This is a genomic window from Rhodococcus sp. NJ-530 (genome assembly GCF_003860625.1).
Lineage (GTDB): Bacteria > Actinomycetota > Actinomycetes > Mycobacteriales > Mycobacteriaceae > Rhodococcus_F > Rhodococcus_F qingshengii.
In genome coordinates this window covers 5,235,630-5,251,264 of the sequence record NZ_CP034152.1, presented here as the reverse complement: position 1 = coordinate 5,251,264, position 15,635 = coordinate 5,235,630, and the positions used below count along the sequence as shown (strand labels likewise).

Below are 15,635 nucleotides of genomic sequence, written 5' to 3'. Positions count from 1 at the left end.
GAGTCGGGTAAGTGAACGACAACATGGCCACGACGGCAGCGCTCCGAGGCGTCTGCCGGTGGCCGTCATGCCCGGTTTTATCCGGAGATGTCGAGTTCACCAACCATGTCTGATCCTTTTTGGTCTGTGTTGTTTCATCCGACGATAACAGGAGCCGGTATCTACATACGAGCAATACCGGCGCAGAGAAGTTCGACCAGTCGTCGATACACCCGATCCGGGTCGGTGCCGGCCGGTTGTCCCTCTACCGATTCGAGGATGCAGAAGCCGTGCAGCGCACTGCGAAGAGACCACGCCGCCTGCTCCGAATCATCCGGGCTCAGACCGTATCCCGCGATCACCTTGTTGATGACGTCGACCACCTCGCCGACGGCGGAGACCAGATCGGGATGCGGAGCAGTGGGGTAGCGGTCGGTGATGGCGTAGAGCCCGGGGTGTACTCGGACGAACGCACGCCATGCGTCCGCGAGCGCCATGACGGCGTCGTCGCGCGAGAGACCGACCGCGGCGGCACGCAGTTGTTCGGCGAGAAGGCTGCGTGCGAGGAGGCTGAGTTGATGGTGGACGTCGTCGACCCCGTCGACGTGTTTGTACAGCGCTGACTGCCGGACGTCGAGGGTCTCGGCGAGTTGACTCAGTACCAGAGCGTCGGCGCCTTTGCTGTCGACCAGATCGGCTGCGGCAGCGATCACGCGTTCACGGGTAACCGGAGTTCTCATGCACGCATCTTCCCTGTATGACAGGCTTCACGTCGGTGATACATTATCACCATGAGTGATGAAGTATCGCCACGCGAGCTGTCCGGCGATCAACTACGCCGTCGTGACCTGCGCGTAGTCGTCACCGGTGCATGCATCCTCGGGTTGACCTCGGTGCTCTACGAACTCTCAGGAGTGTCTCCGTCGACGGGTGCATTCTTTCGGTGTCTCTATGCGCTCATCCCTCTCGGCATGCTCGTGCTCGTTCAGCGTCGTCGGTCACCCCGGCCTTCGGTCTCGGCGCCCTGGATCGTGAAGTCTCTACTTGCCGGCGCGTTCCTCGGAATCGATCTGGTGCTCTGGCACGAGTCGATTCATTCGATCGGGGCAGGTCTTTCGACTGTGATCCTGAATTTGCAGGTGCTGTTCGTCGCAATCCTCGGCTACGTTGTCCTGCGCCAACGGATCGGCCGGGAACTGGTCGCCAGCCTTCCGTTGCTCTTTGTCGGAGTTGCTCTGGTAGCCGGGACGAGCACAACGCTCACCGGGTCGAATCCTGCTGTCGGAGTGTCGTTTGCCGTGATCGCCGCAGGCGCGTACGCGGTCTACATCTTCCTCATGGGTCTGGCTACTCGGGCGGCGGGCAGAACGGCGTTGCCGATGTTCGTCTCGACGGGAGCCACTGCCCTCACGGCAGGTGCATACGGCCTCGTGAGTGGAACTTTGGATCTGACCCCTTCGCTCGTAGCTCAAGGCTGGCTTGTGCTGCTCGCGTTGGTATCTCAGGTGATCGGGTGGCTGCTGGTAGCCAGCGCCAGTCAGCGTCTGCCTGCAAGTGCAGTCGCCGCCAGCCTCGTGTTGCAATCGGCGTCAGCACTGTTGTTCGGCGCAGTGCTGCTTGCACAGACCCCAACTCTCGTCCAACTTGCGGGTGCCGGAATGATTTTGGCCGGAGTGGTTGTGGCGACGCGGATACCCGCGAAGAAATCCTCGACGACTGTTGTCGGAAAACGAATGGAGACAAGCGTATGACCACGGCGGCTGACCACATCTACATCAACGGCGACATCAGGGCCATGGACGGTGCGGTCGGCGATAACGCCACCGCTGTGGCAGTCAAGGACGGCAGATTTGTCGCCCTCGGAACTGACGCCGAGATCTCGGCGCTGACCGATTCCGAAACCTCCGTTGTCGATCTCGCCGGAGCGGTGGTTGTGCCGGGGTTCATCGAGACGCACCTTCATCCGATGATGTGGGGTTTGATGCTCAGTGGGGTCGACGCAACGACGAATACGTGCCCGACCATCGAGAAGTTGATCACGGCGTTGGCCGCGCGGGCCGCGATCACACCACTTGGCGAGCCCATCGAAGCGTGGGGCTTCGACGACAGCCTCGTGGCGGAAGATCGAGGCCTGACCGCGGTTGATCTGGACAAGGCTTCCACCGATCATCCGATTCTGGTGCGGCACTTGTCTGCTCACGGAATCTATGTCAACTCGGTCGCACTGGAGAAGGCCGGGATCGATGCCACCACGGTCGATCCGGAGGGTGGTGTCATCGTTCGAGACAGCGACGGTGTACCCACCGGTGAACTGTGCGAGGTTCCGGCAATGTCTCTGGTGCACGGACTTGTTCCGGATATGAACCCGGATGCGTCCAAGATCGCGATGCTGCGGGCGCAGGAAGTCATGGCGTCGGTGGGCGTGACGAGTTTCCACGACATGTACGTCACGGCCGAGGTGTACGAGGCGTACCGGCAACTCGACGCCGATGGTGACTTGAGGCTGCGTGCGCGCCTCTATCTCGGCCACGGGGTTCACGATCAGTTGGGTGAACTCGCCGATCCGACCGAGCGAGTTCGTGTGGGCGGCGTCAAACTCATTTCGGACGGGTCGATTCAGTTGCACACCGCTGCGCTGACCGCGCCGTACCACGATCTGGGCGGATGCCACTGCGGCGGAATGGCAATCCCGGCAGGTGCGCTCGGGGCACTCGTCGAGGAACATCACGCTGTCGGCCGACACGTTGCGATTCATACCAACGGTGATCAGGCCATCGATTTTGCATTGGACGCAATTGCAGCGGCACGGACGGCGCACCCGGACATCGAAGTTTCGCATCGACTCGAGCACGTTCAGACGTTGCGGGAAGATCAGATCGCGCGGATGGTCGAACTCGGGGTGGTGGCGTCGATCTTCGTGAACCACGTCTACTACTGGGGTGACCGGCACCGCGATCGTTTTCTCGGACCGGGTCGCGGCGAGCGGATCAGCCCCGTGGCGTCGGTCGTGGCGGCGGGGCTTGCCTACGCGCTGCATTGCGACTGCCCTGTCACTCCAGTGAACCCGCTCTTCACGATGAACACCGCCGTACATCGTGTGACGCGAGAAGGTCACGTTCTGGGTGCGGAGCAACGGGTTTCCGCGTCCGAGGCGCTGGCCGGCTACACAAGCGCAGCCGCTCGTCTCACCGGTGAGTCATCGGACAAAGGTCGGATAGCGGTGGGACTTTTGGCGGATTTTGTTGTGCTCGACGGAGATCCGCTGCGCAGCGATTCGACAGACTTGAATGAACTGTCGGTCCTGCGCACGGTTGTCGGAGGTGAGACCGTCTTCGAGGTGTAGGGCCTCCGCCTTAGTTTGTTGCTCGATTGTCGCTGCTTTCAAAGCGGAGGCAATCGAACGATCCCCAAAACAAACCAAAAGTTTGTAGAACTTGTTTCAGGCGAATTTCCGACTGTTTGGACCATCCGGGCGAAGGTTACTTCAGCAAACGGGTTGCAACAAAGTGCTGCGTCTTTTAAATGATCCAGGTGAGAGGCGATTCTGTAGTCAAGTTCAGGTTTCAACAAGCTTCTGGACATTCGACCAGCTTTTCGCCAAAAATTCGTGATACGTGTGGTAAAAATCTAAACGACGCAAGCGGACGTCGACAGCACGAGAGAGGAATGACCCGTTCGCGAGAACGGCTCGCAATCTTTCCGCAACACGCTCTCGCTCTGCACTTACCGCTACGACCCCTCACTGACCACGGATGAACGAAACCCTCTGCCCGTACCAGGGCGCACATGACTGGATCCGACCAGCTTTCTCACCCTGCAAGCTCCCCGCCACGGGGACCAGACGAAAAGAGTGTTCTCCATGAACAAGGCAACCAAGGGCGCAGTCGCGGCCGGTGCAGCAGCACTTCTCCTCGCCGGTGGCGCGGGAACCATGGCGGCGTGGAACGCAAACGCACCGATGACCGGCGGAACGATCAACTCAGGTCATTTGACGCTGACAGCGTCGGGAACTCCCACCTGGTCAGTGAATGGCACGGCCCTCGCGCCTGGCGCAATCGACACCTACAAGGTAGTTCCAGGCGACAAGGTTGTGTACTCGGGCAAGGTCACCATCGGCGCTGTGGGTAACAACCTGAGCGCGACGTTGAAGGCCGACCTGTCCTCAATCGGAGGAACCTCCACCTTGCCGACCGAGATGGCGCCTGTTGTGACCGCCAGCGTCGGTGCCGCCACCCTCCCGACCAACGGAACCGGTGTTGCGATCACGTCCGCTAACAACGGTGATCTCGTCGATGTGAATGTCTCGTTCGACTTCACCAAGGCTGCTGCAACCAATGGTTCGCAGGATGGTTCGATCAGCTTGGCGAACTTCAACGTCACTCTCGATCAGGCATAAGTCTTGCGTAAGCACTACCGTTGGTGGGCAACCGCCGCCGCGCTGGTCATCGGACTGATCTTCGTATCGGTGCAGCAGACCAGCGCGCGGTGGACGGCCGCTGAAACACTGTCCGGTGGCACGATCCAGTCCGGGATCCTCGACCTGACGGTGGGCAGTGCCGGGAGCGGCCAGAGCAGTTACGACTTCACTGCTCTGGGCGCCACCGGTATGTTCCCCAACGCATATGCACAGGCTCCGTTGACAGTTCACAACTCCGGTAGCGTTCCACTCAATTACCGGATCCAGAACGTCACGCAGACTTCCGCTGATGTTCCGCTCGCGTTGGTAGTGACGCCAGTGGCTACCGAAGCCGGTTGCCCTGCCCAGGGCGCAGCTGCCGGCACCGCGATCTATGACGGTCCCATGGTCGGCGCTCAGGTACCGACAGCTTCGGGATGGCGCACGGTTGCTGCCGGCAGTACCGAAATCTTGTGCCTGCGTGGCACTGTCGGTCCTGACGTCGCATCGGGTGTTTCCACGAGCGTGCATTTCTCGTTCGAAGCGGAGTCGGTATGACGCACGCAGTGAAGGGTTCTGATCAGAGAACCGGCGCCTGGTGGTGGATCCGCAATATTGTCTCGTGGGCTCTGCTGCTGGGTGTTCTGGCGATTCTGTTGTCGACGGTCGTTGTTCCACGTTTGACGGGGTCGACGCCCTTCACTGTGTTGACCGGTTCGATGCAGCCCACCTATCCACCCGGCACCCTTATCGTGGTGAAACCGCAGGACGCTGCCCAATTGCAGGCAGGTGATGCGATCACCTACCAAATCGAGTCGGGGAAGCCCGATGTGGTTACGCACCGAATCACGATTGTGCGACTCAACTCCGCCGGTGATCTCACCTTCGTCACACAAGGCGATGCAAATCCGATAGCGGATCAGAATCCCGTTGTACCGGAGCAGATTCGCGGCAAGGTGTGGTACAGCGTGCCGTACATCGGGTACGTATACAACGCCATCACGGGGCAGATGCGCTCGGTGATGCTGACGGTTGTCGTCGGCGCACTGTCGATCTATGCCGTGTTCATGTTCGTCGGATCGGTCCGTGACCGTACCCGGCGACGTTCTGCGTCTGCAGACCCCCAACCTTCCGAACCGAGTGCGCCGGCGCCTCGAGTTGAGCAGCAAGAAAGGCACAGCCATGTCTAAGCACGAGGAGCAGCAGGCGCCCGCCTCGCTCGGTACACGTCTGGTCGGGGGCGCAACCAGCGGCCGCGCACGCGCGATCATGTCGGTGGGAATTGTTCTGGGCCTCGGTGCCGTTGGCACTCTTGCTGCGTGGACTGACAACGCTACAGCGACTTCCGGCGTATTCAGCACCGGTTCGATCGAGATGAAGCTCAACGGTGACCCGGGAGATCCGACTGCTTACGGCTTCACCGCGTTGACCAAGACGGGCATGATGCCCGGCGACAGTGTCACGGCAACTCTGCCTGTACAGAACACTGGCGCGGCACAGTTCAAATACACCATGGCAGCAACCGCAACAGGCGAGGCCGCGCTTGCCCCGTTTATGAAGGTGACTGTTCTCGATCAGAGTTGCACAACCCCGATTGCCGGCCCGGTCGGCTTGTCGACGACTGCCGCGACTCCGATCATCACAACAGGACGTCAGTTGGCTGCGAATACAGGTTCTGAGACGCTGTGCTTCAAGGTTGCGCTCGATACGGGAGTGCTTTCGGCACAACAGAACAAGTCGATCAATGTTTCATTCCAGTTCGCGGCGACGACAGCCTGAGGTGACCATGTCTGATCACACAACTCCCGGCAGTTCGAGATCGGCACGTGCCGGTCGCGAACTTGCGCTGACAATAGGGGCGGTGGCTGGACTCATCTGTGTTCTCGCCGCCGCGGCATCGATGCTGTTCGGCATAAAGCCGCTCGTCTTTCGCTCGGGTTCGATGTCTCCCGAAATCACCACTGGCTCCCTGGCATTGGCCCGAACCGTGCCCGCCACCGACCTCTCAGTGGGCGACATCGTAAGCGTCGTCAACGGACAGGGCACGCGCATCACACACCGCGTGTACGAACTTGACCAGCAGGCTGGTAACTCCGTCACGGTGACTCTCAAGGGTGACGCAAATGCCAAGCCAGACGTGGAGCCCTACTTCATCACCGAAGCCGACCGCATTTTCTTCAGCGTCGGGGGCCTGGGCTACGCAATTGCTTGGCTCTCCAGCCCACTCGCGATCTTCCTCGGCGGAGCGTTGGTCGGCGGATTGGTGATCATTGCCTTCCGGCCCAACTCTCGCCGCAAGGATTCGGATGACGGTCCGAGTGGAGGAGTTGGCAGTGTGGACACGGAAGCCGCTGCAACGATGGAGTTTCCGATGGTTTCTTCGAACAGCGGGACAGGCGGACATCGCTCGGCGTTCTCGCTCCGAAAGCTTGCGGTTCTCGGTGTTTCGGCATTTGCACTGATCGGTGTTACGCAGGTGAGCGGCACCGCAGCGGCCTTCACAGACACTGCCGTCGCAACGAGTGGTGCCATTACCGTGAGCGGGAAGATCAATCCCGCAACGAGCAGCGTCAGTTGCACGACAAACGGCATAGGTGGCTCTCAATCGTCCACTGTTAAGTGGAGTCACATAGGTCCCCAATATCGCTACGAGGCGCGGTACTACAACGGAAACTCGTTGATGAAAACATGGGGATACGATCCCGGTGTTGGTGCCGCAGTAGGAACCCAGGTCTCATCCACTATCTACTACACAGATGCTGGTTACAGCGTTTTCAACACATACACGTACACGCTTCGCATCTACACGATCAACCGAATCACGGGCGAATCGTCAACGGACTGGCGAGGGTGGAACCTACGCCAACCTGCGTCTCAGACAAGCATCTACTGCTTCAGTGAGGCCGGATCGATCGCCGGCGCGGCTGTCGCTGAAACTGAGCAGCTTGCTCGCGGAGTTGCTCCGACAACCGCGACGGCTGCCGAGACCACCATGTCCAGTACACCGACAACGACAGGCGCGTCGACGACGGCTCCCACTACGGCTGACGTGACAACCACGACCGGTCCCACCACAACAACGGAGACCTCGACCAGCACTACGACTCAGTCGACAACTCCGACAACGACAACGGATGCAACGACGACAACGGATGCAACCACGACAACCAGCACGACCACGAAGGAAGCGCCGGTGGCATTGGGTGCGGCGCAGACATCGCTGACCGGCTACAGCGCAGCGTTGATGCAGGACGGTGCCAGCGTCGCAGTGGTGGTCACCGACAGTTCGGGTACGGCGGTGTCGAGCACACCGGTGAGCGCCACGGCGACCGTGATGTGGCAGTCTGACGCAGACGACCTGTGGATCGTGGACGGCGCCAACGTCTATCGCGTCAACGCCGAAACAGGGGTCTCGGAAAAGAACCCCTCCGGCGAAGCTCCCGCAGAGATCGCTGCCTGGATCGACGGGCAGAAGTGATGAATATAGAAGAGACGGAATTCGGGAACGGGAGAGTTCGAATGAATAATCGCATCGTTCCCGCAAGTCGATGGAATACGCGACGTACCAAAATGATCGGCACATCGCTGGTCATGCTCGGAGGGGCGGCATTCCTGACTGGCTGTGCTGATACCGGCTCATTGGGTTCGTCCGGCGGCGGTAAGCCCACCACGACCACGTCCGTTCCGGCCACAACTACGCCTGTGGTGACTACTCCGGTCGAATCCGGTTCGTTGGCGCTGAAAACCGTCACCGCACCTACCTGGACGGATCAGAACGGTCCGATCGATCTGTCGACGATGGTTGTCGTGCCGGGCGACGTTCTGACCTACCACGCCAGTTTCGCGTTGGAGATCAAGGGAACTGGAATGAAGGCAAAGCTGTCGACCAGTGATCTGGGTGTCTCCGGTGGAGCTGCGCTGGTTGCCCAGCTGAAGCCGGTCACCGAAGTCAAGCTCGACGGGGTGCCAGTGCCTGTCGGTGCCGACGGAACTGTGGTCAGTACGGCGAAGGACGGCAAGATAGTCGACGTGGCAATACGTTTCACCTTCGACAAGGATTCCGCGACAGCGTTGTCGATGGATCAGTCGTTGAACTTGGCGCGATTCGACGTGAATCTGGTGCAGATTCCCGCATGATGTCGGTGCGGACAACACGAGCGCTGTAGCTGTTCAGAAGTGAGGCCGGGTAGCAAATCTGCTATCCGGCCTCACTTTGTGAATTGTTGTAGGGGAGGTTATCCGATGAATGTGACCGGCTTGCCGAGCGATCCGACATCAAGCGATCCGGAGCTGGTAGATCCGGTCTTCACTGATCCGGTGTCGAGTGAACCGAAGCTCGCCGACCCCAAATTCAGGGAACCGAAATCGAGTGATCCGGTTCCGCCGGGCGTGACGGGTGTATCGGTGGAATCGAGTGTGAGGTCCACACTCCAGTTCGGCGTAATACTGCCGTTCTGCGAAGAATTCCCTGCCTCGACGGGCATTCCGATCACGAAGGCAACCTTGGCACTTTGGCCCGGTGCGAGGCGGACCGAGTTCAACTGGGTCCCTGGTGTGGCGGCATTGCCGGTGGCGGTGAGCGGATTGCCGGTGACGCCGTTTACGTCGACACGAAGGAAGGCTTCCATGCCGTCGCTGATTTCGTAGTCTCCGACGTAGAAGTGTGCCTCACCTGCGCGGTCCGATGCGTTTCGGACGTAGAATGTGGTTGTGTTGGTCCCACCCGGGATGAGTATGTCTGTGCTCCAGACGATTTTGGAAGTATCTCCCCAGGTCGAGTTGTCTGCGGAGTACTCGATGATTCCACTCTCACCGTCCGCTGCGTGAGCGAGCGACGGCATCAGTGCTCCGCCCACCAGTGCAAGTACGAGGGCCGTGAGTATCCCTATGACTGTGCTCCATAGCGCGCCAGGCTTTCGAGATGAGTAACTGGTAGTTTTCATAACCCGAATTCTAGTCGGACAAACGTCCAAGCGTGAGGAGTAGTGAGAGTTAACTGTCTGTTGTGCAACCATTTTCGGAAGTTTGATCAATAATCTGCGAGGGAGCTGAAAATGAACTGTAATCGGAGTGGATGCGACACGTAGATTGGGGCGCGGATAGCTGGACGATCGCTTGTCGAGTGGGTTTCGATGCCGACTATTCGGGGTAAAAGATTCTCATCTGCAATGGCTTCAGTCGCTGCAGAGATGTTGATTCGGAATTTGGATTTTCTCCCAGATTCAGTTATCTTACTGCAAAGTAGGTAGTATTCGGCAATCGATCGGGGCGGTGCCGACCTGAGTACAGGGATCGATATGCGGATGAACCTGGGGCAGGTGTTCGGCGACGTCGTTGGGCGCGCGACGTATTGGCAGCCGCGACGGCATGTGCGCTGGCGATGTCCGCGTTGCTCTCGGTACAGATTTCAGCGTCGGCGTCCGAGCTGGGCGAGTACGTGAATTTGCCTTTGGTGAATCGGAATGCCGAACACGGTCCGGGCGGTGTCCATCCCGCGTTGCCGACTGATCTCGGCACCTTGCAAGCCCTTGTGGAAGAAGCCCGCGCCAGTGGTCGCAGTCCGGAATCCTATGCGGCCTTGCTGTTTCAGTATCGATTGGTCGCTGCCACCGAAGCCGCCGGAATCGATCTCTCATCGTGGAATCCGCGCGCCGGAGTGTCGGCTAATCGCACGAACCTGGTGAAGTCGTACCGCTACTACGAGGATCTGCAACTCGGTCACCCGGAATTGCAGTGGGCGGGCATGGGCGGACAGGTTGGTGCGGACTTCGGCGGGGGACTGATCGACTTCGAACTGATGGCGGACATGTACTCGTTTCCGAATCTGCAATATGTTGCCAATTCGATAGTTTCTCAGGTCACGGATCAGGTTGGCGTGCAAGCGCTGAACCAATTGCCGGCAGGGCTGCGCGCGCTCGCCGCGGTGGGCAGGAACGTCACGGCGGACGACTTGGATTATGTGCTGGGGATGATCCTGGTGATGCAGAAGAACATCTTCTCGGATCTGATGCCGATGCATCAGGCATACGTGGATGAAGGACTTCCCGCGCTGGAGGAAATGCAGAGTGCCGGATTGTTCGGTCAGGATGTCATGGACGCCTGGCGTGATGTAGCCTCCGGCGATTCGAATCGGATTGCACGTGGGAACGTAGCACTGCTCCAACGCGAGCAAGGGATGATCATCCGCGACCAGTGGGATACCGTGCGCGCCTACAAAGGTGATGTGGGAGAGGCGATCACTTACGCATCGACTGTCGCCGGCTCGCCCTCGGTCGCCGGCGTCGTACCGCCTCGCTCGTTTCGGTCTCTCGAGTTCGCGACAACACTGGCGGACGGACGCACCGCGACAGTGACACTGCCCTTACCGGATTGGAACTGGTCGGTGTACGAGGAACGGTGGGACTACATCACCTCACAGCTCTTGCCGAAGTACCGAGCGATGGTCGAAGAAGATTGGCCACGGCTCGTAGCCACATTAAGTGTTCCCTACGAAATTCAATTGGAGAGTCACCGCCCGATGGTGACCCTCCCACAAACGCTCGAATCGGCCCTCTCCAGTTTGAAAGTGACAGTTCAGTGATGTCGGGTGCCAGATTTCGAAGGTTTGCCCCGCTGGTAGCGCTGACCGTTGCGCTGGTTCTGCCTGCGACTGCTGAAGCCGAGGCCCCAGGCAGTGGTGTTCCAGACGATGCGCAAGCTCCGGTATCCCAGGAGTTTCGGACCGATACTCCCACTCTGGGAGAGATTTTCAACGGGTTCACGGTCGGTGCGCTCAGGTCGGGGGAGTTCGCATCGGAAGAGAGATCTTCACTGCGCTCACCGCCGATGATCCGTTTTACGACGAGCCGGTGTTGACCGGCGTCGAGCGTCCCGGTGACCTCCTGAAGTCGAAGAAGGTGGATGTACTGTTCACGGGATACAAACCGGGACAGCTCGACGCCTACAAGATCATGTACGTCACAACTGGAATCGACGGTTCGACGCCGGTGGTGAGCACCGGGATCATGATGATCCCGATCGACGGAACACCGGCATCGGAGAAGAAAGTCATCAGCTACCAGGAGGCCAACGACAGCGTCGGCGGCTACTGTCATCCGAGTTCGCACTGGACGGGCGGTGATCCGCTGGACGGCGCCTCCTGGTCGGCCTTGGGTCCGCTGGCGCTGATGTTCGGAAAAGGTTATGCCGTAGTAATTTCCGACGTCGGGAACAACGGAGACCGTGATCCCCACGGGGTCTTCGCGGGTAAGTTCGCCGGGCACGCCCAGTTGGATGCAGTGCGCGCAGCATTTCAGGTGCAGGATTCCGAGCTGAATCCGGATGCGGAGATTGCGTTGTTCGGAATCGCTGGTGGTGGAGTCGGTTCGGCATTCGCCGCCGAATCCGCGCAGTCCTACGCACCGGAACTCGACATCGTCTCGACAGTCCTCGAGGGAATGGTGATCAAGCCCCGAACATTCATGGAGACAACAGATTCCTCGGTCGGGGCCGGCTTCGGATTGGCGACGCTCCTCGGCCTCGAGCCCTGGTACCCCGAGATGAAGTTGAACGACAAGCTCAATCCGGTGGGCCGAGCGATTGCCGACGTGTACCGGGATGAGTGTCAGATGCCGGCGTACTTCACGCTTCCGTTCGTACCGCTGGCGAGCCTTTTCGAGCCGGGGATCGATCCGATCACAGAACCCAGTTTCCAGCGCGCGTACGACGACAACGTACTGGGCCACGGTGCTCCGGCGTCGAAGGTATTGATAACTTCGTGCGCAAAGGACGACTCCCCGATGTCACTTGTACCGGCAGCTGATGCGCGAGAACTGGCGGACACGTACAGGAGTGGAGGGACCGACGTGAGCTACCAGCCCACCGACTGCAGTATGGACCGCGCATTCACGAATCCATACGGTTGGGGAACTGATCTGTTCGGAATGCAGACGATCGACTGGATAGCCCACAATTTCGACAACTGAGTGAAACTATCCGGTGACAGCGAGACGCAAACTCTGATGGCGGCGTACGAACATGCTGGGGACCCAACGGGGTGGGGATTCGGAATCGATTGTGAAGTGCGCACTGTTTTCGAGAAGGACTGCGATCGCGATCTTTGCTTCCAGACGAGCCAGCGCGGCCCCGACACAGAAATGTGCTCCTTTGCCGAAGGCGAAATGTGCTCGGGGATTGACTCTGTCGAGGTTCATCACCTGTGGTTCGACGAACGACTCGGGGTCGCGGTTCGCCGAACCCCACAGCAGTATGAGATGACTGCCGGCGGGCAGTGTCATGCCACCGAGTGTCGTGTCCGCGTTGACATGTCGGTGATGTCCGCGAAAGGGTGACTCGAGCCTGAGCGTTTCTTCCAGGAACGCGCCCACGAGTAGAGGGTCCTCGCGCAGCTGCGTCTGAATCTCAGGGCGCTCGGCGAGCAACCGTGCAGAGTTGGCGATCAGTCCGGCGGTCGATTCGCCACCCGCACCGACGAGTTGCACCAACATCGGCACGGCCACGTCTTCGCTGAGTTCGCCTGCGTCACAGCAACGGACGAGGTCTCCGAGTAGATCATCCACCGGGTGAGCCCGTGCGTCACGAAACTTGCTGTAGAGGTACCCGGTGAGTTCGGCCGCCGAGGTGACGACGCCTGTCAAACGCTCCGACGTCACGATGCCGCTGAGAAGTTCGGTGCTGTCGTACGACCACGCCAGCAATTGGGGGACGTCGTGTGCCGGCAGGCCGATCAGCGTGGCAACCATCTGCAGCGGCAGCGTGTCCGCTACCGACGTGACCCATTCGATCCGTCGACCGTCGAAGCCGTTGTCCCACAACTGCTGCGTGTACTCGGTCATCACCGGCTCGAGTGCTCGTATACGTTTGGCGACCAGTGTCGGCAAGACAAGTTTGCGCTGGTGTTGATGGTCGGGCTCGTCGGCAGTCGCGAGAACGTGAACAGCTTGGCCGCCGCCGTTCATGTCGAATGTCATTGCCGAACCGTCCGGTGTACGAACCAGCACGCCGGTGAGGTTGTTGGAGAAGTCGTCGGTACGGGAAACGGCTTCGGTGACCAATTCCCACGTGGACACCAGATAGAAGTCGGTATCAGGAATGCGGTACACGGGGTGCTCGCGCCGGAGTACGTCGTATAGCGGGTACGGGTCGTCGATGTTCGACGGCAGGAAAGGGTTGATGTCGAGCGTCGATGGTGTCACGAAGGGAAGATGTCACGGCCGTCGAGGAGAAGTCAACAGGTGGAAAATGCCTCTGAACTGGCATTTTGAGAAAATCTCACGCACTTCAACCCCCTCGTACTTCTCCCAGGTCAGAGGCTCGCGGCCTTCCGTAGCCTTGAGATTTCTGATTGAATCTGTCTCAGAGTGAGACGAGGTGACGGAGAGTGACCGGTGCAAACGAGCGCCGCGCCGCCGACTGGTTGGCCGGCGGTAACCGCCGTGAACTCGCAACCGAGCGCATCTTCGCGGCTGCGGCAGAGCTGATTCGAGAACAGGGATTCGATCGGTTCAACGCCGACGACGTCGCTGCCCGCGCAGGCTGTTCGAGGGCAACGCTCTACCGCTACGTAGGTGGCAAGTCCGCGATCCGCGAGGGGTTGTTGTCACGAGGCGCGGCATCCGTGGCGAGCCAGGTCGCAACTGCCGTCGAATCACTGCACGGCGACGAGCGCATCGTGGAGTCGATCCTCGTCGCCGTCGACGCGATCAGATCCGACGCTGCCATGAGCCACGGCCTTGCGGCAGCGCGGGCCAACGGAATCGACGAGTATCTCGTGTCCTCGCCGTTGCTCCCGCGTACTGCACTGGAACTTGCAGGATTGGATCCTGAAGGTCAAGAGTCGCAGTGGGTGGTTCGGATCGTGTTGATGCTGTTGGCGTGGCCTCTTGCAGACAGGGCCGCCGAACGAGGGATGGTCGAGTCGTTCATCTACTCCTGAGCGGGATTCCGTGTTCGTGAACGGTGCATCGGATCGTCGCTGCTGTAGACGGTTCGGTTCATTGCTTCATTCCTCGGCTCGGTACTCTGAGCGTGTCCGCTGCCGCGAAGGAGAGAGTCACGATGGTCGTACGCAGGCCCCGCGACCGTAAGCAGCAGATTCTTGCGGCTGCAGGTGAGCTTTTCCGTGAGCACGGTTATCACAACGTGTCTGTCGCTCAGGTGGCTGCTGCAGTTGGAATCACGGCACCTGCGCTCTATCGGCACTTCAAGAACAAGCCGGATCTCCTCTACGCCGCGGTCAACGCAGGCATCGAATCGCTCTACGATCGGGTCGCAGGTGCCGAGGATCTGAAAACACTGATCACCGAACTTGCGGCATCGGTGTCCAAACGTCGGGGTCTGTCGCTCCTGTGGCAGCGAGAGGCACGCTATCTGCCTGACGAGCAACGTGAGGAAATGCGTTCGACCCTCAAGAGTGCAGCTTCGCGCGATGCAGCGCTGATCCGAATTGAGCGTCCCGACCTCGACGAGGAAGACAGCTATCTGCTCGCCTGGGCTGTCATCGCAGTCTTCAACAGTGTGTCTTCGCATCGAGTGTCCTTGCCGAGGCGTCAGATGGAACTGCTGCTTGTCGAGTTGGCAGACCGCGCTGCATACGCGGAACTGGGTCGCTCAGAAGTGAAAGTCGTGGCGGCAACGGGTCACCTGCCCGTTGTGATACCCAGACGTGAACTCTTGTTGACCGAAGCAATTCGGCTGTTCGACGAGCGTGGATATCAAGCAGTCAATACCGAGGACATCGGTGAGGCTGCAGGAACGACAGGCCCGAATGTGTACAACCACTTCGATGCCAAGATCGACCTGCTGATCTCCGCGGTCTCGAGGGGCGGCGAGCGTCGCCGGCTCGGCGTTGCACAGGCTCTCGGCGCCGCAACCGGCCCGGAGGACGCGCTGTCCGGATTGCTTGCCGCACATATCGATTTCGCGATCAACGAGCGTCATTTGATCGGGTTGTTGATCAGCGAACTCGACCAATTACCGGACAAGTTCCGCCGCACGTGTGAACAGAATCAACGTGAGTACGTCGCGCTATGGGTCAAGATGCTCGAAGAAGTCCGTCCGGGCCTCGAGTCCGCCACCGCCAGGATCACCGTCAATGCCACTTTGACAGTTGTGGAGAACGCCGTCCGAATCGGCCGGCTTCGCCGTCGCGACGACCTGTCGGACAGACTCTTCGAGATCGGCTGCGCCCTGCTGCTGGGCGCATGAAAAATTCGGGTAAGCGCCACGGGCGGCGGATCGACTCACGAAACTGATCGGAGAC

The 15,635-nt window shown here is 59.8% G+C and carries 14 protein-coding genes and 1 pseudogene; 12 read left to right on the top strand and 3 right to left on the bottom strand.

The features are described 5' to 3' along the window. Positions 1–161: 161 nt before the first annotated feature. The gene (locus EHW12_RS24435; RefSeq protein ID WP_021332048.1) at positions 162–719 is read right to left on the bottom strand and encodes a TetR-like C-terminal domain-containing protein; all 558 of its coding nucleotides are present in this window, start codon (positions 717–719) and stop codon (positions 162–164) included. 51 nt (positions 720–770) lie between these two features. Between EHW12_RS24435 and EHW12_RS24430 the strand changes: the two genes are divergently transcribed. The 8 genes from EHW12_RS24430 to EHW12_RS24395 all read left to right on the top strand — a co-directional run bounded on the left by EHW12_RS24430 (position 771) and on the right by EHW12_RS24395 (position 8,512). Continuing rightward, entirely contained in the window at positions 771–1,730 is a 960-nt protein-coding gene (locus EHW12_RS24430; protein WP_064113427.1) for a DMT family transporter, read from the top strand. Beyond that, complete coding sequence (locus EHW12_RS24425) at positions 1,727–3,322, top strand: amidohydrolase (protein WP_125051948.1); 1,596 nt, start codon at positions 1,727–1,729, stop codon at positions 3,320–3,322. The genes EHW12_RS24430 and EHW12_RS24425 overlap by 4 nt, the downstream gene beginning before the upstream one ends. Before the next feature lie 516 nt (positions 3,323–3,838). Continuing rightward, a complete protein-coding gene (locus tag EHW12_RS24420) occupies positions 3,839–4,375 on the top strand; it encodes an alternate-type signal peptide domain-containing protein (protein WP_050654815.1) in 537 nt (178 codons plus the stop codon). 3 nt (positions 4,376–4,378) lie between these two features. Next, the gene (locus EHW12_RS24415) at positions 4,379–4,933 is read left to right on the top strand and encodes a hypothetical protein (RefSeq protein ID WP_125051946.1); all 555 of its coding nucleotides are present in this window, start codon (positions 4,379–4,381) and stop codon (positions 4,931–4,933) included. Then, positions 4,930–5,565 carry a signal peptidase I gene (locus EHW12_RS24410; protein WP_125051944.1) on the top strand — a complete coding sequence of 212 codons (636 nt, stop codon included), beginning with the start codon at positions 4,930–4,932 and terminating at the stop codon, positions 5,563–5,565. The genes EHW12_RS24415 and EHW12_RS24410 overlap by 4 nt, the downstream gene beginning before the upstream one ends. Next, complete coding sequence (locus tag EHW12_RS24405) at positions 5,558–6,154, top strand: SipW-dependent-type signal peptide-containing protein (RefSeq protein ID WP_030535194.1); 597 nt, start codon at positions 5,558–5,560, stop codon at positions 6,152–6,154. The genes EHW12_RS24410 and EHW12_RS24405 overlap by 8 nt, the downstream gene beginning before the upstream one ends. Before the next feature lie 82 nt (positions 6,155–6,236). After that, entirely contained in the window at positions 6,237–7,853 is a 1,617-nt protein-coding gene (locus EHW12_RS35000) for a signal peptidase I (protein ID WP_241199037.1), read from the top strand. Positions 7,854–7,894: 41 nt separating this feature from the next. Beyond that, the gene (locus EHW12_RS24395; RefSeq protein WP_158170642.1) at positions 7,895–8,512 is read left to right on the top strand and encodes an alternate-type signal peptide domain-containing protein; all 618 of its coding nucleotides are present in this window, start codon (positions 7,895–7,897) and stop codon (positions 8,510–8,512) included. Between the two features lie 98 nt (positions 8,513–8,610). Here EHW12_RS24395 and EHW12_RS24390 read toward each other — a convergent pair whose 3' ends face one another. Continuing rightward, positions 8,611–9,318 (bottom strand): hypothetical protein, encoded by a 708-nt coding sequence (locus tag EHW12_RS24390; RefSeq protein ID WP_125051942.1) that lies wholly within the window; start codon positions 9,316–9,318, stop codon positions 8,611–8,613. Positions 9,319–9,755: 437 nt separating this feature from the next. On the opposite strand from EHW12_RS24390, the gene EHW12_RS24385 reads away from it, so the two are divergent. Continuing rightward, positions 9,756–10,955, top strand: coding sequence for a hypothetical protein (locus EHW12_RS24385; protein WP_241199036.1), 1,200 nt, complete (start codon positions 9,756–9,758; stop codon positions 10,953–10,955). Beyond that, positions 10,952–12,339, top strand: a pseudogene (locus EHW12_RS24380) (lipase family protein). Before EHW12_RS24385 ends, EHW12_RS24380 begins: the two are co-directional and overlap by 4 nt. A gap of 6 nt (positions 12,340–12,345) precedes the next feature. On the opposite strand, the gene EHW12_RS24375 reads toward EHW12_RS24380, so the two are convergent. Beyond that, positions 12,346–13,569 (bottom strand): cytochrome P450, encoded by a 1,224-nt coding sequence (locus EHW12_RS24375; RefSeq protein WP_125051938.1) that lies wholly within the window; start codon positions 13,567–13,569, stop codon positions 12,346–12,348. A gap of 185 nt (positions 13,570–13,754) precedes the next feature. Here EHW12_RS24375 and EHW12_RS24370 point away from each other — a divergent pair, with 185 nt between their 5' ends. Both EHW12_RS24370 and EHW12_RS24365 read left to right on the top strand, forming a co-directional pair. Continuing rightward, on the top strand, positions 13,755–14,309 hold the full coding sequence (locus EHW12_RS24370) for a helix-turn-helix domain-containing protein (protein WP_007731448.1): 555 nt from the start codon (positions 13,755–13,757) through the stop codon (positions 14,307–14,309). A gap of 122 nt (positions 14,310–14,431) precedes the next feature. Further along, positions 14,432–15,580, top strand: coding sequence for a TetR/AcrR family transcriptional regulator (locus EHW12_RS24365; protein ID WP_178377370.1), 1,149 nt, complete (start codon positions 14,432–14,434; stop codon positions 15,578–15,580). The last annotated feature ends 55 nt before the right edge of the window (positions 15,581–15,635 follow it).

Bases quoted from the DNA above. Each gene is read 5' to 3' on its own strand.
- EHW12_RS24385 (WP_241199036.1), top strand. From the start codon at position 9,756: ATGTCCGCGTTGCTCTCGGTACAGATTTCAGCGTCGGCGTCCGAGCTG.
- EHW12_RS24410 (WP_125051944.1), top strand. From the start codon at position 4,930: ATGACGCACGCAGTGAAGGGTTCTGATCAGAGAACCGGCGCCTGGTGG.
- EHW12_RS24405 (WP_030535194.1), top strand. From the start codon at position 5,558: ATGTCTAAGCACGAGGAGCAGCAGGCGCCCGCCTCGCTCGGTACACGT.
- EHW12_RS24430 (WP_064113427.1), top strand. From the start codon at position 771: ATGAGTGATGAAGTATCGCCACGCGAGCTGTCCGGCGATCAACTACGC.
- EHW12_RS24420 (WP_050654815.1), top strand. From the start codon at position 3,839: ATGAACAAGGCAACCAAGGGCGCAGTCGCGGCCGGTGCAGCAGCACTT.
- EHW12_RS24425 (WP_125051948.1), top strand. From the start codon at position 1,727: ATGACCACGGCGGCTGACCACATCTACATCAACGGCGACATCAGGGCC.
- EHW12_RS24365 (WP_178377370.1), top strand. From the start codon at position 14,432: ATGGTCGTACGCAGGCCCCGCGACCGTAAGCAGCAGATTCTTGCGGCT.
- EHW12_RS24395 (WP_158170642.1), top strand. From the start codon at position 7,895: ATGAATAATCGCATCGTTCCCGCAAGTCGATGGAATACGCGACGTACC.
- EHW12_RS24435 (WP_021332048.1), bottom strand. From the start codon at position 719: ATGAGAACTCCGGTTACCCGTGAACGCGTGATCGCTGCCGCAGCCGAT.
- EHW12_RS24390 (WP_125051942.1), bottom strand. From the start codon at position 9,318: ATGAAAACTACCAGTTACTCATCTCGAAAGCCTGGCGCGCTATGGAGC.